The organism is Stenotrophomonas sp. Iso1, assembly GCF_027497995.1.
GTDB lineage: Bacteria > Pseudomonadota > Gammaproteobacteria > Xanthomonadales > Xanthomonadaceae > Stenotrophomonas.
This window is the reverse complement of the sequence record NZ_JAODBT010000004.1, coordinates 267789-293616: the sequence shown is the minus strand read 5'-3', so window position 1 is coordinate 293616 and position 25828 is coordinate 267789. Positions and strand designations below refer to the sequence as shown.

Here is a 25828-nt window from a genome sequence, read left to right as displayed (position 1 = left end):
AAGGTTTCCCCCCGTGTTGCCCACAGTGCGGACCGGTGTGCAATGTCTGGGTGATGCAGGTCACAACCTTGGGTTGAATTTCTGCCGCGGCCTTGTGCAAATGCGGCGTGAGCCCGGGAGCCGACGACGCGCGTTGATCGCGGGCGCGTCACCCGGGGCACTGCGTTACCCCGGACGATGTGAGAGGGGTTTCCTGCCGCGTAAGCGGCGAAGCAGTTGGAATCGCAACGACCGGATCAACCGGCTGCTGCGTGACGCATGCGGCGCTTCCGCATGACGTGCGTTGCGGCTTATACCGCGCCTACGGACCTGCGTCGTTCCAGCCACCACAACAGTGCGGCGACCAGGACAAAGGCGATCAGCCACGGCCAGCGCGGGCCGGGTACGGGAACACTGGGGGCGCTGTTTTGTTTGGCGTTGCCATGCAATGCATGTGTTGCATCGCGCGCCTGCTGTGCATGCAGGGCGCGTGCCTCGCCCGGGCTCAACAGCAGCAACGTTGCTTGCGCATTGCCAGCGGTGATTGTGTGCCACCCCGGCTGTGCGGGCCACCATCCGCTGCAGTTGCCGGCCTGTGGATCGGGCAGCAACGCGGTGCGGGTTCCGTCCGGTGCCACGGCCTGAGCACCGGCAGGTAATGCGCACAACGTGTTGCGTTCACCGGCCCAACCCCAGGCCGGCAGCTGCGATAGCGACGTCGCTGGCAGCGGCCGCGCCAACGTTGCCAGCACGCCGTTCCACAACTCGGCGTGACGCGGTGCGTGGCCTGCAAGAACGAGCGTGAAGCTGTCGCTTATCGGCAGCACGCCAAGCCGCCCCTGGCCGATGCCACGCCAGCTGCCAATGCCGCTACCGTCCGCAGCGTGCAGCAGCGGCACGACATCGTTACCGCTGCTGCTCAGGTTGAAGCGTTCGAGCATGGGTATCGGATTGGGGCTATCGGTGCTTTCCGCTGCATCTGTGGCGAGCTTCAGCGGTGCGGTCTGCTCACCGCCGCGTACCTCCAGCCCCCACTCGCGCAGGGCGCGGCGTGCATTGCCGTCCAGTGGACCCCCCAGGCGTACCAGCACGCCAAGCCCGGACCGCATCGCGGCGGCAATGCTGCCGCGCTGTGCTGAAGACAAGGCCGCCAGCCGTCGCTCATCGAGCAACAGCAGATCGAGTTTGGCCAAGCTGGAGGCATCCAGCGCGGCCGGCGCGTCGCCAAGCTGCAGGCCACCGCCGACCTGGATACCGGTCTGCAACGTTGCACCGGTATCGGCGGCCCAGCGTTGCAGATATTTCAGTTCCGGGCCGGGCGCCGCAGCCAACAGCCGCAATGCAGGTGCGGGAACGGCACGCACGCGCACCGGGACCGGCAAGTGATCGAGCACCTTGCCGTCGCCATCGAGCACGCGCAGGGTAAAGCGAACATCGCCTGCATCACGAGCGCTGGAGGCAAGACGCACGCGACCGTCTTTATCCGGCGCTGCAATATCGACACGGTGGCCGGAAGGATCAAGCAGTTCAACGCGCACGTCCTGCAGGCCCTGCACGCGGCTGCTCACGTCAAAGCGGGCGCCAGGCACCAGCAGTGGCGGTGCGTGCAATTCAACCAAACCACGAGGCGCTGGGCTTGCGATGAACTGCACTGCGACGGGCAGTGCGATATCGCGATCGCGTGCCGGCAGTCCCTCACCAACAATGACTACTTCGCGCGTGCCTGGGTGCTGCCGCAACGCGGTGGCCAGGTCAGGTACCTGTGCAACATCGGCCATCACCGCCGCTTCCGGCAGGCGCAGGCGCGTGGTCGCTGGCACCTTGGCCATATCAGCAGCAGTGGCATCACGGGTTGCAACAACCAACGTGCCGGTCTCAACCGGGTGTGTGGGCGGGTAGAGCGTCAGGTAGAGCAATGCCGCAGCAGCGGCCTGCAGCAGCAACAGAAGGGCAAGACGCAGGCGCGGCGGCCGCGGTGCCATGCATAGCCGCACGCTGGCGATCAACACGGCCACGCCGATGATGGCCATGGGCAACCAGGTCATCACGGGCGCTCCTGTGGTGCGGTCAAGGCGTCCAGATAGCGGCGACCCGTGGCATCGGCTGCATTGCGACGTGCAGGTGGTCCGAGCGGCCGTTGCAGTGCCGGCCACAACTGCTCACGCAGCCGCTGGCGGCAGGGTTGGCAGTCCGGCTGCTGGCGCACTTCATCAATGGCGGCGATCACGTCGAGTGGATCCGTCAATGCCTGTGGGTGCGCATCCAACCAGCGCGAAAGGGCATCCAGATCGATTTTCCCTTCACTGCGGGCCAGTGCCTGCCAGGCGTCGGCAACGGTGTTGTCGCCAGGCGGCCGCGTTGCCAATTGCAGCCCACGACTGCCCAGACCATCGCGCTTGCCGGTCATGCGCCGCGCCATGTCGACGGGTGGCAATGCGCTGCCGACGCGGGCCAGGTAGATGCGCTCGGCCTGCTGCACTTGCTTGATGAAACCCAGCGCCTTGTACGCATACGGCAGCGCCAGATCGGGATGGCCCTGGCGCAGGTGGCCCTCGGATTGCCACATCTGATCGAGCGCGGCCTTGAGGATGGCGCGCGTCTGCGGATCGAGCAACGTGGCCGCTTCGGCATGGTCATGGGTATGGCCGTACTCGGACAGCACATCGGTGGCGCTGCCGAATACCGGGGCACTTTCCGTTGAAGCACTGCCGCCGTGATCGTGGCCATCATTCTGGGTGTGCGTGTCGCCATGATCGTCGTCATGCGCATCAGCGGTGGGCGCATCGCTGGTGGGAAGATCGCCAGTGGGCGGAGCCTTCGCGCCGCCTTCGGCTTCTTCACCGAGGAACTGACCATAACGGAGGCGCAGGATGCGTTGATCCACGCCGATGGCATCCGCACGCTTGGTGAACGTTTCGGCATCCAGTGTGCCGCGTTGCTTCTGCAAGGCCTCGGCATCAATGATGATCTGCCGCTGGCTGCGGAAATAGGCCGGCATGACTTTCTTGATCGCGCCTTCCAGTTCACTGGTCTGCACTTCCTGCTCGCTGGGCAGGCGCAGGATCAAACTGGCACTGCGCGCTTCCTGCGGCAGGGGATTGCGGTTGTCGCGCACGGTCAGGCGCGCGACCAGCTCGTCACCGGGGCCGATGCCAAGCGCGGCGAGGTCCGCACGGTAGGCAAAGCGCCGCGCGGTGGCGGGACCACTGCCGCTCAAGGTGAGCTGGCGTTGCTGGAATTCGATGTTTTCGCCACTGCCCTTGGCCGTGGTGATATCCAGCGATGCGCTGTTGTTGATGCCGAAGTCATCGGTGGCTTCAAAGCGCAGCTGCCACTGGCGCTGGCCGGGTGCGGCCTGATTGAGTGTCTGCGCGGGTTCGAGCACTTTCACCTGTGGTGGCCGGTCGGCAATGACCTCCAGGCGATAGGCGCGGCCCGGGACGGCGAGCGCGGGTTCGCTGACGATGCGGTACAGGCCTGGGCGCTGCAGCAGTTCGCTTGCACGCCAGTGTTCGCCGTCGCGCTGCAGTGGCAAGCGCCGACCATCATGGAATTGCAGCCATGCCTGTTGCGGCTGTGGAGTGAATTGCAGTTGCCATTGCAGGCGACTACCTTGCACCGCGCGTACGTCGAGTTTTTCGCCAGCGCTGGCGGCCTGACCGGTGTAGGCAGGCGGCGTCACCTGCAGACGCGCGGCCCGCAAGGCTGGTGCATCCGGGCTGCGGGAAGCGGTGTCACGTGTGGTGTCAGCGGCAATCGCACGCCCATCGGCTGCACGCGGCCACCATGCAGCGCCCGCAGCGATCAATCCCGCAAACGCCAGGCACAACAACAGCCATTTCCACGGCCATGGTTGGCGCAGCTCGGGTGGCGTTTCACGCAGGCGTTGTTCGACGTGGCGGCGCTGGCGCTGCTGCAGTGGATTCAAGCTGTCCGTTGCGGTGAACAGAAGGTCCGCGCTGTCCTCGAAGCGACGGTGTTCGTTGAGGCGGGCGATCAGCCAATGCGTATCCAGTCGCCGCGCTCGCCACATCGCCACGCCGGCTGGGATCAACAAGCCGGCGGTAAGCGTCACGGTGGCCGCATCGACCGTGCTGATGCGCCATGCCAGCAGCGCCACGGCGAATGCGATGGGAATGCCGGCTGTCAGCGTGACCGCCAGTAGGCGCCGGCGCGCATTGCGCAGCAACGGGTGCGTGTTCATGCGTGCCCCCGGCGACGGCGGGCAGTGGCCATCCAGCGTTCCAACAGGAACAACAGTGCGATGGCGAGGATCAGCCACGGTGCAAGTTCACGTGCGGGCTGCGGGTAGGCATCGGCGCCCGGATGCGGCGACATTGCAGCGGCCGTCGCGCGACCGGGTGACGGCGACGCCTGCAGCTGTGCCTGCAATTGTTGCGGGAAGTGGGCATCCAGTAGCGACGGCATCGATGTCGCATCCAATGCCGTGGTCCAGCGCAACCAGCGGGCATTGGCGTGGCTGATCTGCTCCAGCAGCACGTTGCCGTTGTCGTCATGCCAACGCGTGGTGCGCTGTGCGTCGGCGGGAATGGGCGTGCGTGCATCCACCAGCAGCGTGCCGCCAGTACGGGTCCAAGCCAATGTCGCATCGGGGATGGAGCGTGCCGATAGCCAGACGCGCACTGCTGCGCCGTCATCGAACAGACGGCTGTCCTGGCGGCTATCCAACGCCGCATCCGGATGCCACGCCTGATTCACCGCGCGTAGATAACGCAGTGCCGCAGTGCCCGCCTCATCGTGGCGAACCTGCAGCTGCGGTGCCGTGGTCTTTGTGGCGGCAGGAGTGGCAGCGGGCGATTCGACAATCTGCCACTGCACCACGCGTGAAAGCCGCGGGCGCTGTGCATCCAAATCCTGCAACACCGACGGCACGATCACCGTCAGCGGTGCTTCGGGCGGCAACGTGGCATCCAGCTCACGCAGCAGACTGGCAACGGGTTGGTTCGCCGGAGGTGCGGCGGTTCCTTCGTCGATGCGCGGAAAATCCTTGGCCAACCACAGCCATTTGGCCTGCGGTGCGTCCACGGCCGCACGTGCCTTCGCCAACTCCAGGCCGGGCAACACAGCCACACGCGGCGTCGCATCGATCAAACCATTCAGTGCGGGCCGCGCCAGCAACAATGCCAACAGTGCGAGCAGCAGCAACCGCACCAGCAGCAGAGGCCATTCATCGAAACGAATGCGACGGCGTGGGCGCGGTTTGGCCGACAGCCAACGCAGTGCGGCGAAGTCGATCAGTTGTTGTTGGTCGCGTCGCGCAAGGTGAATCAGCAGTGGCAGCAGCAGCGCTGCCAAGGCGAGAAAGCCGGCCGGGAACAGCCACAGCAGGCTCACGCACCGCCTCCGCGTCTGCCAAAGACGCGCTGCAGTGGCGCGTCGATGGGTTCATCAAGGAAGCCGGTGTCATGGCGGATGCCGGCCGACTGCAAGCGCGCATCCAGCGTGCGACGCGCCTCGCCGAAACGTGCGAGATAGTCAGCGCGAACGCTGGCGCCATCACTCAGCAATTCCTGGCCGGTCTCCGGGTCGCGGAAGCGGTGACCGTCACGGAACGGAAAGTCGCGTTCTTCCACGGTAAGCAGTTGCAGGTGCACGACATCGCGGCCGGCATTGGCCAGACGCTCGACCAGTGCAACAGCCGCGTCATCGAAGCCATCGCCGATCATCACCACCAGATCGTGTGCGCCGATGCGTTCCCACACTGGTGTCAGGCGCTCCTGCGGCGGCCACTGCCCCTGCGCAGTCAGTGTGTGCAACTGCAGATGCAGTCGATCGCGCTGGCGCAGGCCGTTGCCGGCGGGTACCAGCTGCAGGCCGTCACCGCTGATGCTCATCAGGCCAAACGCATCGCCTTGCTGCAGTGCCAATTCGACCACGCAACCTGCCAGTGCCTTGGCCGCATGCAGGCGTGTCCAGTCGCGCCGTGCCTGATCAGCCTGCTGCATCGAGGCGGTGGCATCGAGAATCAGCCACACGGTGAGCGGGCTTTCGCGCTCGGATTCGCGTACGAAGAAGCGGTCCGAGCGCGCGTACAACTTCCAGTCGATCTGGCGCAGTTCATCGCCGGGCTCATACGCACGGTACTGCGCGAACTCCAGCCCGGCCCCCCGGCTGCGGCTGGCGTGCATACCGATGCCCCGGCTGCCGCTGGCGCGCTGTGGCCACAGACGCAGCGCACGCAAACGGCTGCGCACGTCGGCGGGAATCAGCGGTGGAGCATGGGGTGCCATCACTGCGTGGTATCGATCAGCCCGGGAACGGCATCGCGCGCAGCAGCGCGGCGATCACGTCATCGGCAGTCTTCTGCTCGGCTTCGGCGGCAAAGGACAGCAGCAGACGGTGACGCATCACCGGTGCGGCCAATGCCAGCACGTCCTCGCGGGTGGCCGCAAAGCGGCCATGCAGCAGCGCACGCGCTTTGGACGCCAGCACCAGCGACTGACCGGCGCGTGGGCCAGCCCCCCATTTGATCCAGGTATTGACCTCGTGTGGTGCGCCATCACCCGGGCGACTGGCACGCACCAGGCGGGTGATCCAGGTCAGCAGATCTGGGCTGACGTGCACATCGCGCACGGCCGCCTGCAATGCCTTGACCGATTCGGCGTCCATCACCTTCGGCACCACGCCGCTGTGGCTACCGGTGGTCTGCGCGAGGATGTCGCGCTCTTCATTCTCGCTGGGGTAATCCACGCGCACATGCAGCAGGAAGCGATCCAACTGCGCTTCCGGCAGCGGATAGGTGCCGGCCTGTTCGATCGGATTCTGTGTGGCCAGCACGAAGAACGGCGAGGGCAGGGTGTAGGTGGTGCCGGCGTAACTGACGGTGCGTTCCTGCATTGCCTCAAGCAACGCCGCCTGTGTTTTGGGTGGGGTGCGGTTGAGTTCGTCGGCCAGCAGCAGGTTGGTGAAGATCGGGCCTTGCTGGAAGCGGAACGCTCGCTTGCCGGTGCCGTGGTCTTCTTCCAGCAGCTCGGTGCCGAGGATGTCGCTGGGCATCAGATCTGGAGTGAACTGTACGCGCCGGAACTGCAGTTCCAGGGCCTGCCCGAGCGACCGCACCAGCAGCGTCTTGCCCAGACCGGGTGCACCTTCCAGCAAGCAATGCCCGCCGGCAAGCAGTCCGATCAGCAGCTGTTCGACCACGGCGTGTTGTCCAACCACCGCCTGCGCCAATGCGCTGCGCAGTTCGCCCAGGCGGGGCAGCAGGGAATCGAGATCGTGGGAGGGAGCAGTCATGCGGTCACCAGTGGGGTCAGTGCGTCAGTGCGTACATCACGATGTTCACGCCGAACTTCGTGTTGTCTTCGGCCAGGAAGCGTTTGTTGCGCCAGTCGTAGTCCCATTCGCAGCCGTAATCCTTGTTGCTGTAGAGCAGGCCAAGGCGGCCATCGATGTCGATGCCTTTCAGGTAGTCATGGACCAGATCGTCGCCCCAGCCATTGAGCTCGAAGCCGGTGGCGGGCGGGCCTTCCGGAAACTTGAAAAAGCTGTTGTAGAGCGCGTGGTTGTTGGGCAGTTTCTTCAAACCATTGGCACCGAAGATGCTGCGCATCTGCGCTTCGAACGAGGTGGCGAACAGCCCGTCGATGTCGTGGTTGCAGTCATCGACGAAGACGAAGCCGCCGTTGCGCACGTAGCGCTCGAAGTTGCGGCGTTCGTCCGGATTGAACTCGACCAGCTTGTGCCCGGCCAGATAGCAGAATGGCGCACGCAGCATCTTCGGGTCGGACAGTGCGATGACGTGCTCGGTGGGGTCCACGCGCAGGGTGGTGTAATCGACCAACGAGGTAATCAGGTTGGACGGCATGCGCGCGTCCACGTCCCAGTCGCCGGAGTCGTACTTCAGGCGCGTGAACCAGAAATCGTAGCGACTGGCCTGTGCCTGCGCCCGCCCGGGCAATGCAGCCGCCACCGCGCCGCCAAGCAGCAGCTGCAGAAATTGCGCACGCGTTAGACGGGACTGGAGCAAAGGCCAAGAATCTCAGAGGAACTGAAAGCCCCTCTCCCGCGAGCGGGAGAGGGGTTGGGGTGAGGGCGCTTTGAAAGCACGTAGAGCAAAAGCTCCCCTCATCCGCCCTTGCGGGCACCTTCTCCCGCACGCGGGAGAAGGGATGAAGCAAAAGCTACTAGCCGTTACACCGCATCCGACAGCGACGTAAACGTGAAGTCACGCAGCTTCATCGGCGGGATCATCATCACGAAGCTGGATTCATCACCGGCCACGCGCACCGGCTTGCCCAGCTCGTCGATGTTGTTGAGCATGATCACCGGCGATTCGTTGAAGCGGAAATTCTTCACCGGGTGCTTGATCTGCCCGTTCTCGATGTAGAACGTGCCGTCGCGGGTTAGGCCGGTCAGTAGCACGGTCTGCGGGTCCACCATGCGGATGTACCAAGTGCGGGTGACCAGGATGCCCTTCTCGGTGCCGCGTACCAGCTCGGCGATGGACTTGGTGCCGCCACTCATCAACAGGTTGCCCGGCTGTGCGTTGGCGGTCTTGCCCTGCTTCTGCGCCCAATAGCGCGAGTAGCTGAGGTTGGCGACCTTGCCGTTCTCGATGATGGCCATGCGCTCACGCGGCATGCCCTCGCTGTCCCACGGCAGCACCGCTGCGTCCGGGTGCCATGGGTCAGCGAACAGGTTCACCTGCGGGTCGTAGACCTGCTCACCCAGCTTGTTGCCGCCGCCCTTCTTGGACAGGAAGCTGCGGCCTTCATCGGCGGTGCGGGCGCTGAAGAAATTCATCATGAAGCTGACCAGGCCCGCCGCTGCGGCCGGCTCCAGGATCACCGTGTATTTGCCGGGTTCCAGCGCCTTGGCCTCGGCCGATTCGGTGGCCTTGCGCTTGGCGATCTCGATGTCCTGGTCGGCCTTGAAGTCCGAGGCGTCCTTCAGATTGCGGCCCACCCAGCCCGAGCCGCGACCGTCTTCGGTGCGCACGGTGCAGGTGTAATTGAAGTTGGTGCTCTTCTGGTAGCCGAAGTTGCCGTTGCTGTTGGCAATGGCGACAAAGCCGTTGCCGTCTTCCAGGAAGCCGGCGGCAATCAGGCCGTGGCCACGGCACGGGGTGATCGAATCGGCGGCCACTTTGGCGCGGAAATCCGGGTCGATGGCAGCGGTGGACGCGCTGAAGGTTGGGCTGGCGGTGTAGGTCTGCTTGGCGATGGCCGGCACGAACTCCGGGTTCTCCGGTGCCAGCTTGGCCAGGTCTTCGGCACGGCGCACCACGCGTTCCAGCGACGCGTCGTCGAACTCATTGATCGAGGCCGTGCCCACGCGCTTGCCGAAAGCCACCTGCACGGCGAGTTCGGCATTGCTGACAATGCCACTGGTGGAAACGTTGTTCAGCGCGAAACGGATGTTGCCGTCGACCGAGCCGGCCAGTGTGGCGGTGCATTCATCGGCCTTGGACAGCGCGATGACCTTGTCCAGGATGGCCTTGGCTTCCTGTTCGGTGAAGATGCTCATGGTTCAAAAGCTCCTTGACGATCAGCCGAGGCTGCGCGCGGTATTGATGACATTGATGCCGTCGAAACGGGCGGTGGACGAGCCATGCGACACCGCCGAGACCTGGCCCGGCTGGCCCTTGCCGTCGAAGAACGAACCGCCCAGGCGGTAGTCGCGTTCGTCGGCCACGGCGCTGCAGGCGTTCCAGAATTCCGGCGTACGGATCTGGTAAGCCACGTCTTCGAGCATGCGGGTGATCTGGCCGTTCTTGATTTCGTAGAACAGCTGGCCGCCGAACTGCGCGTTGTAACGCTGCTGATCGATGGAGAACGAGCCGTCGCCGATGATGTAGACGCCGTTCTCGACGTTCTTGACCAGGTCGGCCACCGACAGCGGGGTCTTGCCCGGCGCCATCGACACATTGGCCATGCGCTGGAACTGCACGCTGGACCACGAGTCGGCATAGCAGCAGCCATCGGATTCGGTCTTGCCGAGGATGTGGGCCTGATCGCGGATGGTCTGGAAATCCACCAGCTTGCCGTCGCTAATCAGCGGCCAACGCTTGGTCTTGACGCCTTCGTCGTCGTAGGCCACCGCGCCGAGCGAGCCGGGCTGGGTCTTGTCGGCGAAGATGTTGACCATGTCGCTGCCGTACTGGAAACGCGCTTCGCGCTTGTCCAGCGTGGCGAAGCTGGTGCCGGCGTAGTTGGCTTCGTAGCCGAGCACGCGGTCCAGTTCCAGCGGATGGCCAACCGATTCATGGATGGTCAGCCAGGTGTGCGACGGATCGAGTACCAGGTCGTACTTGCCCGGCTTCACCGACGGTGCCTTCAGCTTTTCCTGCGCCTGCTTGGCGGCAGCGATGGCGTCTTCGCGCATGTCGTACGACTGCCCATAGACAATCACGCCGTTGGGCAGCTCGGTCTTGCCGCTGGCATCGCCATCCAGGTATTCAAAGCCCAGGCCCATCGGCGAGGACAGCCCGCCACGGGTGCGGAACTTGCCGCTGGCCTTGTCGATGGCGGTGACCGTCATCGGTGCCCAGATACGGTGCACGTCCTGGTCGATATAGGAGCCATCGGTAGAGGCGAAGTACTTCTGTTCGTTGACCAGGAACAGCATGGAGTTGACGAAGCTGGCACCGGCGCCCATGGCGGCGGCGTTCACGCCCAGCAGCAGGTCGGCCTTGTCCTTGATCGGCACTTCCATCGCATTTTTCTTGATCGGCGTGCGCCAGCTGACTTCGCCGTAGCCCGGCGCCTTGGCCAACTGCACCGGCGCGGTCTGCACCTTGGCATTGGCCCGGGCGATGGCGGCGGCCTGCTGCGCGGCCTTGACCACACCGGCCGGGCTCAGGTCGTTGGTGGCAGCAAAGCCCCATGCACCGTTGACGATCACACGGATGCCGGTGCCGGTGGATTCGGTATTCACCACGTTCTGGACCTTGTCCTCACGGGTGATGACGAACTGGCGCAGGTAACGGCCGATGCGCACATCGCAGTAGCTGGCGCCCGCGGCCCGGGCCGCATTCAGCGCGTCATCGGCCAGGCGCTTTTTCAGCACCGGGTCGAGCACGGTGAGCAACTGCTCGGCGGCGATGGCCTTGCCGAAGAAGCCAGGCACCATCAGGCCACCGGCGGTGAGCCCAGTGAGGGCGAGGAAGTCACGTCTTTGCAAGGCTGCTCTCCAAGGGACACGGCCCGCGTGGCGGGCGTTACGGCAACGAACGACGATGGCTTCGCGGTGCTCTGCGAACTGTTTGATTCTTGCGGGTGGGTGTTTGCAGCGTCAAATGACTTTAGGCACAGAGAGACGAACTATCTGCATGTCAAAAGCGTGCCCCCAAGGCAGATGAGGGCAGCTGCTGCACACTTACCCCAACGACCGCGCCGTATTGATGATGTTCACCCCATCAAACCGCGTCGTCGCCGAGCCATGCGATACCGCCGACACCTGACCCGGCTGGCCCTTGCCGTCAAAGAACGAACCGCCCAGGCGGAAGTCACGTTCATCGCAGATCGCGCTGCACGCATTCCAGAACTCCGGCGTGCGGATCTGGTACGCGGCGTCCTCGACCATGCCGGTGATCTCACCGTTCTTGATCTGGTAGCAAAGCTGCCCGCCAAACTGCGCGTTGTAGCGTTGTTGATCGATCGAGTACGAACCACGGCCATGAATATAGATGCCGTTCTCAACGTCCTTGACCATCTGCGCCGGCGTCATTGGTGTCTTGCCCGGGGCCAGCGACACATTTGCCATGCGCTGGAACTGCACGCTGGACCATGAATCGGCATAGCTGCAGCCGTGCGAAGCGTTCTCGCCGAGGATGTGCACTTCATCGCGGGTGGCCTGGAAGTTGACCAGGATGCCGTCCTTGACCAGATCCCAGCGCCGGCACTTCACGCCCTCATCGTCGTAGCCCACCGCGCCGAGGCTGTAGGGCTGGGTCTTGTCGGCGGTGAAATTGACGATGTCGCTGCCCCAACGGAAAGCCGCATCGCGCTTGTCCAGCGTGGCGAAGCTGGTGCCGGCGTAATTGGCTTCGTAGCCGAGCACGCGGTCCAGCTCCAACGGGTGGCCCACGTTTTCGTGGATGGTGAGGAACAGGTTGGAAGGGTCCAGCACCAGGTCGTACTTGCCGGCCTTCACCGACGGTGCGGTGAGCTTCTCGCGGGCCTGCCTGGCGGCGGCGATGGCATCTTCCACCGGGTCATAGGTATGGCCATAGCCGATCACGCCACCGGGCAGCGAATGCTTGTCGGCGGCATTGCCATCCAGGAATTCCCAGCCCATGCCGGCCGGTGCGGACAGCCCGGCACGGGTGCGGAACTTGCCGCTGGCCTTGTCGATGGCCGTCGCGGTGAACGGCAACCAGATGCGGTGCACATCCTGGTCGATCCACGAGCCATCGCTGGAGGCGAAGTACTTCTGTTCGTTGACCAGAAACAGCTGCGAATTGATGAAATTGGCACCGGCGTTCGTCGCCGCTGCGTTGATCGACAGCAGCAGTTCCACCTTGTCCTTGATCGGCACCGCCATGGCGTTCTGGCGGATTGGCGTCTTCCACTGCACCTCACCCACGCCGGGCGTTGGCGCCAGCTGCACCGGCTTGGTCTGGATCTTCGCGTTGGCCTTGGCAATCGCAATGGCCTGCGCCACGGCAGCGGCCACGCCTTGCGCGGTGGACTGGTTGCTGGCGGCAAAGCCCCACGCACCATCCACGATCACACGGATGCCGATACCGGCCGACTCGCTGTTGGTGACGTTCTGCACCTTGTCTTCGCGAGTGACGATGGCTTGGTTGAGGTAGCGGCCGATGCGCACGTCGCAATAACTGGCGCCGCCGCGCTTGGCCATGGCCAGCACGGAATCGGCCAGGGCCTTCTTCTTTGCCGCATCCGCAGGCGCCAACAGTTCTTCGGCGGCGATCAGGCGGGCGTTGGGTAGCATGAAACCGGCGAGGCCGAGGCCGGAAAGCGCAAGAAACTGGCGGCGTTGCATGGTGGGGCAGGACTCCGATTGGGCGATGCCGGGCATCGCGCGTAACCATTGAATCTCGGCGGCAAGCGGTCATCAGCACAAGTGACCATGGTCATGCGTGGGCGCAAACCCCCTGCGCGGGCACAATCGACGCCTACATCCCTGAGCCTTGCTGCGATGAATACCAAGCCCTACGCCGAATCCTGTGACCGCAATCGCGAGCCGATCCTGGCGGTGCTGCAGCGCTACCTGGGCGGCGCCGGCAGTGCGCTGGAAATCGGCAGCGGCACCGGCCAGCACGCGGTGTACTTCGCCCGGGAGATGCCGTGGCTGCGCTGGCAGGCCAGTGACCATCGCGACCATCTGCCAGGCATTCGCCAATGGCTCGAGGAAGCCGCGCTGCCCAACACGCCGCCAGCCATTGAGCTGCAGGCGGTGGTTGGCGCGTCACCGGGGCTGCAGCCGCTGCCGATGTTGCCGCAGGCCGAGGGCGAGACAGGCTTCGACGCCATATTTACCGCCAACACGCTGCACATCATGGGCTGGGACAACGTGCAGGCATTGTTCGCAGGGCTGCCTGCGCTGATGGCGCCGGACGCAGTGTTCATCGCCTATGGCCCGTTCAATTACGGCGGCACATTCACCAGCGACAGCAACCAGCACTTCGATGGCTGGCTGAAGGCGCGCGATCCACGTTCGGGGATCCGTGATTTTGAAGCGGTGGATGCGCTGGCGCACGCGCAAGGGCTGACGTTGCGCGACGACGTGGCGATGCCGGCCAACAACCGCATGCTGATCTGGCAGCGCCTGCGGGCGTGAATGCGGGCTAGGATGCACAAACTCTGGGAGGGCGGGGCGTGGTGAAGCACGGACGTAACTGGTTGTTGCTGATGGCGCTGGGCATGGCCCCGTGGCTGGCGACACACGCGCAGCAAAGCGATGCGCAGCAGGCCACGATGGAGGTCCAGGCCAGCTATCCCGGTGTCATTGAGCTGGAGGTGGATGCCAGTGACATCGCCCGTCGCATCCAGCGGGTACGCGAGCGTATTCCGGTAGCGCCGGGCCCGCTGACGTTGTGGTACCCGCGGTGGATTCCCGGCAACCACGCACCCACCGGGCCAATCAACCAGATGGCCGGGCTGGTCATTCGCGGCAATGGTCAAACACTGCAATGGACGCGCGATTCTGGCGACATGTATGCGTTCACGCTGCAGGTGCCCGATGGCGTGAGCGTGCTGGAGATCGAGTTCCAGTACCTATCGCCGACGGCCTCCGACCAGGGCCGCGTGGCGATGACGCCGAACCTGCTCGATCTGCAATGGCATCGTGTCGTGTTGTACCCCGCCGGTGTCGACGCGCGCGGCATCCAGGTCAAGCCGTCACTGCGGTTGCCGGAGGGCTGGCAGAGCGGCAGTGCGCTGGACATTGCGCAGCGCGATCAGGGAGTCGAGCACTACGCGCCGGTGCCGTTGATGACGCTGATTGATTCACCGGTGTTCGCAGGCCGTCACTTCAAACGCTTTGCCTTGGACGAAACCGCGAAACAACCGGTATGGCTGGATGTGGTGGCCGAGAACCCGCAGGCCCTGCAGGCCGATGCCAAGGTGCTGGAGGCGCATCGCGCATTGGTGCGCGAAGCGGATGCCGTATTCGGCTCGCGGCCCTACACGCGCTACAACTTCCTGCTGGCGGTGTCCGATGTGTTCAGCGGCATTGGTCTTGAGCATGCGCAGTCCAGCGAGAACGGCATGCACGATGGCTATCTGCGCGGCGAGCGTCCCTTCAGCGACAACGATCTGCTGCCGCACGAATATGCCCATGCGTGGGTGGGCAAAGCATGGCGCCCGCGCCCGACCTGGGTGCCGCATTACAACGCGCCGATGCACAACGACGAGCTGTGGATGTACGAAGGCCAGACCCAGTACTGGGCCGTGGTGCTTGCCGCGCGTTCGGGCCTGTGGAAGCCGGACTACGCCATGGCGATGCTGGCGCAGCTGCAGGCCAATTACACCTCCCAACCGGGCCGCCAATGGCGTGATCTGCACGACACGGTCCATCAGGGCATTCTCGATTTCAATGACAAGCCGCAGGCATGGGCCGATTGGCAGCGCGCTTTCGAGTTCTACAACGAGAGCACGCTGCTGTGGCTGGGCGTGGACGCGCGCCTGCGTCTGTTGTCCAAGGGAAAAGTGACGCTGGATGACTTCGCCAAGCGCTTCCACCAAGGCGGCAAGCAGGGCGATATCCGTTTGTACGACCGTGCGGATGTGATGCAGGCATTGGAAGCCATGCAGCCCGGTGGCTGGGACGCCTTCATCGGCAATCGTCTGGATGCACGTGATGGCAGTGCGCCGGATGGATTGAAGGCCTCGGGCTGGGAGTTGCACTTCAGTGACGTGCCGAATCTGGTGGTCGCCGATGGCGAGGCTGACGGCGCAACCGACCTGCAGTACTCCTTGGGTCTGAAGGCAGGCAGTGATGGCGTGCTGCAATCGGTGGGCTGGGAGAGCCCCGCTTTCAAAGCCGGATTGGCCAAGGACATGACACTGGTTGCGGTCAACGGACTGGCGTATAGCGGCGCGCGTTTGAAGCAGGCGGTCATTGAGGGAAAGCAGGGCGGGACGCCGATCGAGCTGATCGTGCGACAGGCGGACAGCTTCCGTACCGTACGCATCGACTATCGCGAAGGGCTTCGGTACCCCCATCTACACCGGATTGCAGGCAGCGCGGATGTGTTGACGAAGATCCTGGCGGCGCGGCGGTAGGGAGCACACGCCGCGTTTGGAAGGCGCGCATCCATGGCCGCGCTTGATCTGCGAGGCCGATGGCGTGAGGTGGGCGCTGCCTATCCGGCGCCCCAAAAAAGTATGCCTTGCGCTCGGGCAAGGCATACGTTGTTTTCAGCCGATTTACGCTGCCTGCACGATATGCAGCGCCTTCGGATTACGCCATGTCGCCAGCAGCGTTGCTTCGCGGGCCTTGGCCTCGTGCAGGTGCGTTTCCTTGACGTGGCCGTAGCCGCGGATGTGCTCGGGAATGCTGGCGATATCCACCGCCAGCGACAGCCGGCGCGCATCCAACCCGCCGAGCAGTTCCTGCAAGGTCTTCTCGTAGTCGGCGATTAGTTGGCGCTCGCCACGGCGCTCTTCGGTGTAGCCGAAGATGTCGAAGCGGCCGCCGCGCAGACCCTTGAGTTTGGCCAGCAGGCCGAACGCCTTGAACATCCACGGGCCGTATTCCTTCTTCTGCAGCCGGCCCTGTTCGTCGCGCTTGGCGAACAACGGTGGTGCGAGATGGAAGCGCACTTGGTAATCGCCTTCAAACTTCTGTTCCACCTGCTTGTGGAAGTCGCCGCTGGTGTACAGGCGGGCCACTTCGTACTCGTCCTTGTAGGCCATCAGTTTGAAGAAATAGCGCGCCACCGATTCGGTCAGCGCGGTACTGCCAGGGATCGCCTGCTGCTCGGTCTTGCGCACCGCGTCGATCAACGTGCGGTAGCGGTTGGCGTAGGCAGCGTCCTGATAGTCGGTAAGGAAGATGCTGCGGCGGGCGATCAGCTCGTCCAACGAGCGCGACAGACGCACATCGTCCAGTGAAGCGAATGCGGCTTCACCCTTGATCTGGCTGGTTTCCGGCAGACCACGCACTTCATGTTCGTTGTCCGGATTGCGCGGTGCGGAGGTGGCACCGGCCTCGCTGCCTTCCCAGCCGCCCGGCGGCAGTTCATGCAGCATGTCCGGCGTGCATTCGGCCTGGGTCGACGCATTGCGAACCAGTCCGGCCGCCTGCTGCACGGCTTGCGGATCAATCGCCGCCAGCCGTCCCCACGCGAAGGCACGCTGGTTCATTGCCACGGCGGCGCCGTTGAGTTCAACGGCACGCATCAGTGATTCCAGCGACAGCGGCACCAGCCCTTGCTGCCACGCAAACCCAAGAATGAACAGGTTGGAAGCGATGGCATCGCCGAGCAGTGCGGTGGCCAGTTGCGTGGCGTCGAGCAGGATCGGGTCGCGCCCGCCCAGTGCCACCTTCACGCCGGCAATGATGTCGGCCGCCGGGAACTGCATGTCCGGGTGAGTGGTGAAGGTGCCGGGCATCGCTTCGTAGGTGTTGAGCACCACCTGGGTGCGCTCGCCACGCACCTTGGACAGCGCCCAGTAGTCGTTGACCACCACCATGTCGCAGCCCAGTACCAGGTCGGCTTCACCGGCGGCGATACGCACCGCGTGGATGTCGGCCGGGCCATTGGCGATGCGGATGTGGGTGGTGACCGCGCCGCCCTTCTGGGCCAGGCCGGTCTGGTCGAGCACGCTGGCGCCCTTGCCTTCGAGATGACCGGCCATGCCCAGCAGCGCGCCGATGGTGACCACGCCGGTACCACCGACGCCGGTGATCAGGATGTTCCAGGGCTGTGTCAGATCGCTGTGGAAGCGCGGATCCGGCAGGTTGTCGAGCAGCGCATTGGCGTCACTCTTCTGGCCCTTGCGCAGCTGGCCACCGTGCACGGTAACGAAGCTCGGGCAGAAACCGGTGGTGCAGGAGAAATCCTTGTTGCAGTTGGACTGGTCGATGTCGCGCTTGCGCCCGAACTCGGTTTCCTTCGGCAGCACTGACACACAGAAGCTCTTTTCGCCGCAATCGCCGCAACCTTCGCAGACCAGCGAGTTGATCATCGTGCGCTTGGGCGGATCGACCAGTTTGCCGCGCTTGCGACGGCGGCGCTTTTCGGTGGCACAGGTCTGTTCGTAGATCAGAATGCTGGTGCCCTTCACCGTGCGCAGTTGCTTCTGCACGGTATCCAGCTCGGCACGGTCGTGGAATTCCACATCGCTGGGGAATTCGTGACGACGCGCCTTCCACTTGGCGATTTCGTCGGACAACACCACGATGGTATGCACACCTTCCGAACGCATCTGGTGCGCGATCTGCGGCACCGTCAACGTGCCGTCCACCGGCTGGCCGCCGGTCATCGCCACCGCATCGTTGTAGAGGATTTTGTAGGTGATGTTGACGCCCGCAGCGATGGCCTGACGGATCGCCAGCGAACCACTGTGGAAGTAGGTGCCGTCGCCGAGGTTCTGGAACACGTGTTCCGTATCGGTGAACGTGGCTTGCCCGGCCCAGGTCACACCTTCGCCGCCCATGTGGGTGAAGGTGTCGGTGTCGCGGTCCATCCACGTCACCATGTAATGGCAGCCGATACCGGCCAGCGCACGCGAGCCTTCCGGCACGGTGGTGGAGGTGTTGTGCGGGCAACCCGAGCAGTAATGCGGCACGCGCGGGAACTGTGCGCGTGGCAGCGCCATCTCAGCTTCTTTCTCGTCCATCCAGCGCAGGCGCTGTTCAATGGATTCGGTATTGAAGAAGCGTTGAATGCGACGGCCAATGACGCCGGCAATGGTGGCAGGTGTCAGCTCACCGGTGGACGGCAGGATCCATTCGCCCTGCTCGTCGTACTTGCCGACGATGGACGGACGCGCGCCCCAGTTGGCCGGCCAGTTGTAGAAATATTCCTTCATCTGTCGCTCGATGAAGGCCTTCTTTTCCTCCACCACGACGATGTCTTCCAGGCCGCGCGAAAACGCGCCGATGCCCTGTGGTTCCAACGGCCAGGTCATGCCGACCTTGTACACGCGGATGCCGATCTCCGCGCAGGCCTTTTCATCCAGGCCAAGGTATTCCAGCGCCTGCAGCACATCCAGATAGCTCTTGCCGGTGGTGACGATACCCAGCCGCGCGCGCGGTGAATCCATCACTACCTTGTCGATGCCGTTGGCGCGGGCGAATGCCTGCGCGGCCTTCACCGCATAACGGTGCAGGCGCATTTCCTGATCCATCGGCGGGTCCGGCCAACGGATGTTGAGGCCGGCGGCGGGCATCTCGAAATCTTCCGGCAGGATGATCTGGCGGGCGAACGGATCCACGTCCACCGACGCCGACGACTCCACGGTCTCGGCAATTGTCTTGAAGCCGATCCAGCGGCCGGTGTAGCGGCTCATTGCCCAGCCGACCAGGCCCATGTCGAGGATGTCCTGCACGCCGGCCGGGTTCAGTACCGGCATCATCGCGCTGACGAATTCCTCTTCACTGCCATGTGGCAGGGTCGAGCTGCGGCAAGCGTGGTCATCGGCAGCCAGTGCCAGCACGCCACCGTGCCTAGAGGTGCCGGCTGCGTTGGCATGCTTGAACACATCGCCGCAGCGGTCCACGCCCGGGCCCTTGCCGTACCACATGCCATACACGCCATCGACGTTGGCACCCGGGAACAGATTGGTCTGCTGCGTGCCCCAGACCATGGTCGCGCCCAGGTCCTCGTTGAGGCCCGGCACGAACTTCACCTTGGCTGCGTCCAGATGCTTGCGCGCACGCCACAGTTCCAGGTCGAAGCCGCCCAGCGGCGAGCCACGGTAACCACTGACGAAGCCGCCGGTGTTCAACCCGGCCGCCACGTCGCGCTGGTGCTGCATCAATGGCAGCCGCACCAAGGCCTGCACGCCACTCAGATAAATGCGCCCGTCGGCCCGCGTGTATTTGTGTTCCAGCGTGTAGTCGTGGTCGCGTACGCCAATCAATGGCGTGTTGGCGGAGGCGGGAGAGGTGAGTTCGGCAGTACTGGTCATGGCTGGCCTATTGCAGAAACGGCTGGCGGCGGGCACCGCACTGCTACGCAGGCGGCGGTCGGCGATTGTAGCAGCGCCGCTTTCATCACCCTGTAACGCAGTCGCGTCAAGGGCTGTGAGCGGGTACGATCAGCCACTTGGCTTGTCAACTGTTTCACGGGGATTGCAGTCATGGGGGTAATGCAGCGAGTGGCTGCCAGCACGTTTTTACTGGCAGGAATGGTGTTTTCGAATGCGCAGGCGCAAAGCCTGCCAACGCTCGTTGAGTTCTATTTTGACGAAGATGCGGCTGCCAAGCCGATCCGTGCTGTACCACCGGAGCAGGCGGACGTGGTGGATCAGCTGATGAAGCTGCGCGAGCGCGGCCGCAAGGGGGTCGAAGCCACTGCGCAACTGGCCAGCATCGCCTATGGCGAAGGCCGCGATGAGCTGGGTGCCAAGTTGTACCAGGAGGCTACTGCCGCGGTTGCCGAGACGTCCGTGCAGGCGCGCGGCCTGCGCTGGAACCAGGGCTGGGATTTGTACCGCCGGGGAGATGCCGAAGGTGCGCTGGGCCTATGGCTCAAGGCGGGCGAGAACACACGGGGCAATCCGTCGTGGATGCCGCCGACGTTGGCGTTGGCATTGTGGAAGCTGGGCCGCAAGGACGAGGCGCTGAGCTGGTTTGCAGCAGCCGTGCGTACCGAACCGGAACAGTGGAGCGACCCGAACCGCTTCGCGCAGTTGTTGCCGAACTGGAAGGACGCTGAGCGTGCCCAGTTGGTTGACGTGCAACAGGCCTGGTTGGCCAATCCGCCGGCTTGGCCGTGAGTTGAAGGTTTGACGTCGCAGGGAGCGCGTCAAACCCCAAGGTTCGATGATGGTAGGTGCTCGGGAAAGAGCGGTGTGCCATTTCTGATCGGGCAGAAATGATCGGAGAAGGCGCATGTGCCTTGGCGTTGGCTCATGCCTTGGTGCTGGCTCTCGTCCATGCGTCTTTCGGGTGCTCTCAGTAGACCATTCCCGCGTATGCGGGAATCGCTCTGGCCCTGCGCCTGACGCCACACCATGGTTCAAGTTGTGGAGGCCGCCGGACTATGGTGGAAACCCGGCAGCCCGGGGATGACCAGCGAAAAATCCCAGTGCGCAGTCATCTGGCTCGACAGCCTTTCCGCCCGGCACTGCGACGGCATGCAATCGATGCCCGGAAAGGGCTGCGATCCGGTTTGGCTCCAAACCAGCCTCCCTATCAGACTTAGGTCTGATGCCGATTCCATCGGCTCTGTCGGCAGTGCATGCTTGGCCCATGGCCTTCGACGCATTCGCACTGATATTGGCCATGCTCGCATTGGGCATGGCCTTCGCACGGTTCCGTACCTTTCCGGACAACGCTGCCGACACCCTCAACAAAGTGGTGCTCTATGTGTGCCTGCCAGCGGCGGTGCTTACGTATGTGCCACGGCTGGAGTTGGATGTGTCGTTGGTTGGCATCATCGCCACACCCTGGTTATTGATGGTGTTGACACTCGGCTTGGTCAGCCTGGCATCGCGTCTGTTCGGCTTCGAGCGGCAGGTGCATGCGGTGCTGTTGCTGTGCGTGGCACTCACCAACTCCAGTTTCATCGGTTACCCGATGGTGCGCGCGCTGCTGGGTGACCATGCCCTGCCTTATGCAGTGGTCTACGACCAGTTCGGCACCTTTGTACTGCTGTCTACTTTTGGCTTGTACGTGTTGGCGCGGTACAGCGGTGATATGCCACCGACGACGGCACAGATACTGCTGCGCATTCTTCAATTCCCGCCGCTGTGGGCGTTGGTGTTTGCTTTGACGGTGATGCCGGCTACGCCGCCATCGTGGATTGCATCGGCACTCAAGGGGTTGGCCGACGCCATGTTGCCGTTGGTGATGCTGGCTGTTGGCCTGACCATCCAGCTGCGCCTCTCTCGCGCGGAACTGGCACCGCTTTCGATCGGCTTGCTGCTCAAACTGGTGGTGCTGCCGGCGGCGGCAATTCCGCTGTCGCTGGCATTCGGGCTGCAGGGCGAGATGCTGCGGGTCAACGTGTTGGAGACCGCCATGCCGACCATGATCACCGCCGCCGCGTTGGCGATCTCGCACCGTTTGGCGCCTCGGCTGGCTGCGGCAATGGTGGGCTACGGCATCGTGTTGTCGCTGGTTACCCTGCCGGCGTGGGTGTGGGTGCTGGGCCGGATTTCTTGATGGAATCCAACGCCCGGCTGTGAGAGGCTCGCACCGTTCCAGGACGGAGACGGGCGATGAAATGCAGGCAATGGGTTGCGTGGTGGATGGCCGCAATGACGGCACTGGGTTCCTTCAATGCGATTGCTGAAAGTGCGCCTGAGCCAGCAACGCAAGTGGCAGTCACCGATGATGTTGAATTTCAGGTGGCGCTGTTGGAGCGGGCGCGAGCAGTGGCAGCCAGCGGCCAGCCACTGGATTTGCTGGTTGCATCGCGGTTGGTGCTTCCTTCAGAGCTGCGTACGCAACCGGCCCCGTCAACGTCGCCGCGCCAAAGCGATGGTTGGCTGGACGAAGCGGTACGCATCGGCAGCGACCAGCCGGCGATTGCCCGCGCCGCCGTGACCCGCTGTCTGGGCGGAGGCAGCTGCGACGTTCCCGCTGCGATCCAGACCCTGCAGACGCGGGAGTCGGATGAAGCCGTTGCGCAATTGTTGTTATGGCGGCTGCACGTAGCCAAGGGCGATACCGAGGCCGCAAGCAATGCCTGGATGCGGGCCACGCAGGCGACACGCTATGTGGATGATTACGCGGAAGGCGTGGCATTGATGGATCGCGCTACCCGTGACGGGCAGTGGCCGGCACCTCCAGCCGGTTTCCTTCAAGGCAAGCCTGTCGACGGCGAGACGACACGCAGCATCACGGTGTTCTCATTGGCAGCAGCGTTCTGGATGCCCGGGCTTGTGGATGCCCATCGGCAGTGCCCGGCCAACGTTGTGGCCGAACGGCGGCGGCAATGCCGTCAGCTGTTCACGACTATGGCCGATAGCAGCTCGACAGTTGCCGTCAGCCTCGGCACCGCGAGGATGATTGACCTCAGCGATGGGCCGGCAGAACGCCAAAAATGGGAAGGCCGTAAACGCGATCTTGCATGGGTGTCCACGCGCTCGGCGGAACTGTTGTCGGGCGAATCCAATGGCGCATCACGGGTGAGCCTGAGTAACTACCTGCGTTGGGTGGGTGAGGCGGGGGAGTTGCCCGCGACCCGCCAGCTGCTGGCCAGCAACGACGTCGCGGCGCAACCGCCAGCCGACTGGGAGCCCCCGCGAATCACCCAGTGAGTGCGTCGGGGGAGCGTGTGTTGCGGTTGTGCAGCCGTACCTGTCGCTCGGGCAAGCGTGAGCACTCGGGAGACAGGTAACCCGTCAAGCACGCAAGGCGATGCATTACGGATGGTTCGACGTTCGTTGTCATCGGGCCCGGCGCATGTTGCTGGATGCGCTTCGCTTTGCCCGATTACCAAACGTGGTGTCGGCGCGTTCTATCTCAATCTGCTTTCCGGCCTGCACGGTCTTTCGGCTCAATCGGCCGGCACTGTCCGCTCGCGCGCCCAGTCGCGCAGGCCCTGTACCTGTTCGGACATCAAGACCGACAGTGGCCGCGTGTTGCGGATTTCCGCCATCAACAGGTCGGTGTCCAGTGGCCTCTGTTCGGCATGTGCCGCGTACAGTCCGGCTACCACCGCTTGTTCGATTTCTGCGCCGGAGAATCCTTCGCTGGCAGCGGCCAGCGGCGGTAGCGCAAAGCTGCCCGGCTCCAGCTGCCGGCGCTGCAGGTGCAGGTGCAGCAGTTCCACGCGGGTATCGGGCGAGGGCAGGTCGACGAAGAAGATTTCATCGAAGCGTCCCTTGCGCAGCAGTTCGGCAGGCAGCTCCTGCACCTGGTTGGCGGTGGCGACGATGAACACGGCACCTTTGCGCTCGGCCATCCACGTCAACAGGTAACCGAGCACGCGCCGCGACACGCCGCCGTCCTCGCCATTGCTGGCCAGGCCTTTCTCGATCTCGTCTATCCACAGCACGCAAGGCGCCAACTGTTCGGCCGAGGCCAATGCGTCGCGCAGGTTCTTCTCGGTTTCGCCGTGGTACTTGTTGTACAGCGTGCCGAAATCCAACCGCAGTAGCGGCACGCCGAAGCCGGCGGCGGTCGCTTTGGCCAGCATGGATTTGCCGCAGCCCTGCACGCCCAGCAACAACATGCCCTTGGGCGGGTCCAACCCCGGAGGTGCGTTGCCGGACACGAACACCGCCCGGCGCTGCTCGATCCAGCGTTTGAGCCGGCGCGCGCCGGCCACCTCGGCAAAACGGGCCGAGTCGTACTCGTAATGCAGGTGGCCGCTGCGGTTGAGCAGCTCGAACTTGAGTTTGGCCAGCTGCGGCAGGTCGTCGGCCCGCAATGCGCCGTCGCCGTAGATCAACTGGCGGGCGATGCGGCGGGCGTCGGTCATGCTCAGGCCGCTGAGGTTGCGCAGGATCTGCTGCACCGCGTCCTGGTCGGCCTCCACCCGGCGACCGCCGTGCTCCCTGGCGTAGCCGGCAGCCTCTTCGCGCAGCATCTTCAGCAGGGCGTTGGCATCGGGCAAGCGCGGGTTGAAGCGTGTGGCCAGCGCTTCCAGTTCTGGCGGCAGCTCGACCTTGGCACCCACCAGTACCAGCACATGCGGCTGGCTGTGACGGCGCTGGATGATGTCGCGCAGCAGCCGCTGGTGGCTGGCGTAGCCCAGATAGGGGTGGAAATCGAGCAGCAGATAGATGCCGCGCTGGTCGGCTTCCTGAATCATCCGCAGCGCCGCGCTGGCGTCGGGTGGGCCGGAGGCCTCGTCCTCGCGGTCGATATCGATGCGGCGCAAGCCCTCGGTGATGGACCAGCGGTGCAGTGCCCGCCATACGTGCATCAACGCCTGCCGGAACAGCTCGACGATGCGTGCCTCGTCCTGGGTCTGGATGACGATCAACGGCGTGTTGGCGCGGATCAGCGCGGTGAGGTCCTGCAGTTCGCTCATGGGGGTTCCATCCGGTGGCGCACACGATAGCGCAGGATCGGGCGCTTCCTCACCCGGTGACTACCTTTGGCGATGCGCTGCGGTGTACGCTGCCGACAGGTTCAGCGGAAGCGAGGCGTGCATGAAGACGATCCTGGTAGCCGGCTCCAAAGGCGGTGTCGGCAAGACCACCATCGCCACCCATTTGGCTGCTCAGTCGGCCTTGGCCGGCAAGGCCACGGTAATAGCCGACGCCGATCCACAGGGCTCCAGTACACGCTGGGCACAGCGGCGCTCCATGTTGGACAGCGCCGTGCTGCCGGTGGACGTGCACCGTAAAAAGAACTGGGAAAAGCTCATCCCCGACGGCGCCGAGCAAGTCATCATCGACGCACCGGCCGGCGCCTATGCCGAGGACCTGGAACGGTTCCTGGACCTGGCCGATGCGGTAGTGGTGCCGGTACTGCCGTCGGCGCTGGACATCGAAGCCATCGTCGGCTTCCTCAACAGCCTCTCCAAAATCAAGCGCGTGCATTCGCGGGCGTTGCCGGTGGGCCTTGTGCTCAACCGCACCAAGCCATGGACGCAGACCTCGCAACAGGCCCAGCAGATGCTGGCGCAGTGGCCGTATGACGTTGTCGCGCAACTGCGTGACAGCCAGAGTTACGTGGTGATGGTTGGGCTGGGACGCAGCCTGTTCGACTATCACTCCGCCCAGGTACGCGAGCACCAGCAGGATTGGGACCCGCTACTCAAATGGTTGAACAAGGCCTGACAGGAGTACTACCCGCCCATGCGTGAATTGATCTTGCTGCGGCATGCCCATGCCGAACCGGCCGACAACGGCCAAGCCGATATTGACCGACCGCTCTCCCCGCACGGGTTGGCCGAGGCTGAAGCCGCCGGGCGCTGGCTGCACGAGCAGCGGCTGGTACCGGACCGGGTGCTCTGCTCGCCGGCGCGGCGCAGCCGTGAAACCCTGGAAGCGGTGCTCAGCCTCACCGGCTACGTCGAGCAGCGGCTGGAAGAACGCATCTACGATGCCGCCCCCGGCACCCTGGCGGCATTGCTGGACGAACACCGCGAAGTTGAACGGCTGCTCGTCGTGGGCCACAACCCAGGGCTGGAACAGCTGGTGGCGTTGATGCACAGCGGCCAGTCCGGCGATTACCGTGGCATGCCGCCGGCAGCAGTGGCGGTGCTGTCGCTCCCGATGGAAGCCGCAATCGAGCCCGGGATTGCCCGTTTGGCAGCCTTCTGGTGGCCGTAAGTCTATGGCAG

General features: G+C 64.2%; 18 protein-coding genes. 7 read left to right on the top strand and 11 right to left on the bottom strand.

The features are described 5' to 3' along the window. Positions 1 to 290 precede the first annotated feature (290 nt). The 9 genes from PAN08_RS16475 to PAN08_RS16435 all read right to left on the bottom strand — a co-directional run bounded on the left by PAN08_RS16475 (position 291) and on the right by PAN08_RS16435 (position 12948). Positions 291 to 2024 (bottom strand): carboxypeptidase regulatory-like domain-containing protein, encoded by a 1734-nt coding sequence (locus PAN08_RS16475; protein ID WP_269792600.1) that lies wholly within the window; start codon positions 2022 to 2024, stop codon positions 291 to 293. Continuing rightward, a complete protein-coding gene (locus PAN08_RS16470; protein WP_269792599.1) occupies positions 2024 to 4183 on the bottom strand; it encodes a hypothetical protein in 2160 nt (719 codons plus the stop codon). Before PAN08_RS16470 ends, PAN08_RS16475 begins: the two co-directional genes overlap by 1 nt. Then, positions 4180 to 5334 carry a BatA domain-containing protein gene (locus PAN08_RS16465; protein WP_269792598.1) on the bottom strand — a complete coding sequence of 385 codons (1155 nt, stop codon included), beginning with the start codon at positions 5332 to 5334 and terminating at the stop codon, positions 4180 to 4182. Before PAN08_RS16465 ends, PAN08_RS16470 begins: the two co-directional genes overlap by 4 nt. Next, positions 5331 to 6230, bottom strand: coding sequence for a DUF58 domain-containing protein (locus PAN08_RS16460; protein WP_269792597.1), 900 nt, complete (start codon positions 6228 to 6230; stop codon positions 5331 to 5333). The genes PAN08_RS16465 and PAN08_RS16460 overlap by 4 nt, the downstream gene beginning before the upstream one ends. Positions 6231 to 6246: 16 nt before the next feature. Next, positions 6247 to 7236, bottom strand: coding sequence for a MoxR family ATPase (locus tag PAN08_RS16455; RefSeq protein ID WP_269792596.1), 990 nt, complete (start codon positions 7234 to 7236; stop codon positions 6247 to 6249). Positions 7237 to 7252: 16 nt separating this feature from the next. Then, on the bottom strand, positions 7253 to 7927 hold the full coding sequence (locus tag PAN08_RS16450; protein WP_332840113.1) for a DUF4159 domain-containing protein: 675 nt from the start codon (positions 7925 to 7927) through the stop codon (positions 7253 to 7255). A 206-nt stretch (positions 7928 to 8133) separates the two neighbouring features. Continuing rightward, positions 8134 to 9468 carry a TldD/PmbA family protein gene (locus tag PAN08_RS16445; protein ID WP_269792594.1) on the bottom strand — a complete coding sequence of 445 codons (1335 nt, stop codon included), beginning with the start codon at positions 9466 to 9468 and terminating at the stop codon, positions 8134 to 8136. 21 nt (positions 9469 to 9489) lie between these two features. Further along, a complete protein-coding gene (locus PAN08_RS16440; protein WP_269792593.1) occupies positions 9490 to 11124 on the bottom strand; it encodes a TldD/PmbA family protein in 1635 nt (544 codons plus the stop codon). A 195-nt stretch (positions 11125 to 11319) separates the two neighbouring features. After that, complete coding sequence (locus tag PAN08_RS16435; RefSeq protein ID WP_269792657.1) at positions 11320 to 12948, bottom strand: TldD/PmbA family protein; 1629 nt, start codon at positions 12946 to 12948, stop codon at positions 11320 to 11322. Positions 12949 to 13104: 156 nt separating this feature from the next. On the opposite strand from PAN08_RS16435, the gene PAN08_RS16430 reads away from it, so the two are divergent. Next, positions 13105 to 13746, top strand: a complete 642-nt coding sequence (locus tag PAN08_RS16430; protein WP_269792592.1) for a DUF938 domain-containing protein — start codon at positions 13105 to 13107, stop codon at positions 13744 to 13746. A 41-nt stretch (positions 13747 to 13787) separates the two neighbouring features. Then, entirely contained in the window at positions 13788 to 15692 is a 1905-nt protein-coding gene (locus PAN08_RS16425) for a peptidase M61 (RefSeq protein WP_269792591.1), read from the top strand. Between the two features lie 144 nt (positions 15693 to 15836). Here the strand turns inward: PAN08_RS16425 and PAN08_RS16420 are convergent, their stop codons facing one another. Beyond that, the gene (locus PAN08_RS16420; RefSeq protein ID WP_269792590.1) at positions 15837 to 19547 is read right to left on the bottom strand and encodes an indolepyruvate ferredoxin oxidoreductase family protein; all 3711 of its coding nucleotides are present in this window, start codon (positions 19545 to 19547) and stop codon (positions 15837 to 15839) included. 219 nt (positions 19548 to 19766) lie between these two features. On the opposite strand from PAN08_RS16420, the gene PAN08_RS16415 reads away from it, so the two are divergent. From PAN08_RS16415 to PAN08_RS16405, 3 genes are all read left to right on the top strand, one after another. Further along, positions 19767 to 20357 (top strand): tetratricopeptide repeat protein, encoded by a 591-nt coding sequence (locus tag PAN08_RS16415; protein WP_269792589.1) that lies wholly within the window; start codon positions 19767 to 19769, stop codon positions 20355 to 20357. 475 nt (positions 20358 to 20832) lie between these two features. Continuing rightward, positions 20833 to 21747 (top strand): AEC family transporter, encoded by a 915-nt coding sequence (locus PAN08_RS16410; RefSeq protein WP_269792588.1) that lies wholly within the window; start codon positions 20833 to 20835, stop codon positions 21745 to 21747. A 95-nt stretch (positions 21748 to 21842) separates the two neighbouring features. Continuing rightward, the gene (locus PAN08_RS16405) at positions 21843 to 22847 is read left to right on the top strand and encodes a hypothetical protein (RefSeq protein ID WP_269792587.1); all 1005 of its coding nucleotides are present in this window, start codon (positions 21843 to 21845) and stop codon (positions 22845 to 22847) included. A 239-nt stretch (positions 22848 to 23086) separates the two neighbouring features. On the opposite strand, the gene PAN08_RS16400 is transcribed toward PAN08_RS16405, so the two are convergent. Beyond that, a complete protein-coding gene (locus PAN08_RS16400) occupies positions 23087 to 24568 on the bottom strand; it encodes an AAA family ATPase (RefSeq protein WP_269792586.1) in 1482 nt (493 codons plus the stop codon). Positions 24569 to 24689: 121 nt separating this feature from the next. Between PAN08_RS16400 and PAN08_RS16395 the strand changes: the two genes are divergently transcribed. Both PAN08_RS16395 and PAN08_RS16390 read left to right on the top strand, forming a co-directional pair. Beyond that, positions 24690 to 25322, top strand: coding sequence for a ParA family protein (locus PAN08_RS16395; protein WP_057633952.1), 633 nt, complete (start codon positions 24690 to 24692; stop codon positions 25320 to 25322). Positions 25323 to 25340: 18 nt separating this feature from the next. Then, positions 25341 to 25817: a histidine phosphatase family protein gene (locus PAN08_RS16390; RefSeq protein ID WP_269792585.1), complete on the top strand. Its 477-nt coding sequence runs from the start codon at positions 25341 to 25343 to the stop codon at positions 25815 to 25817. The last annotated feature ends 11 nt before the right edge of the window (positions 25818 to 25828 follow it).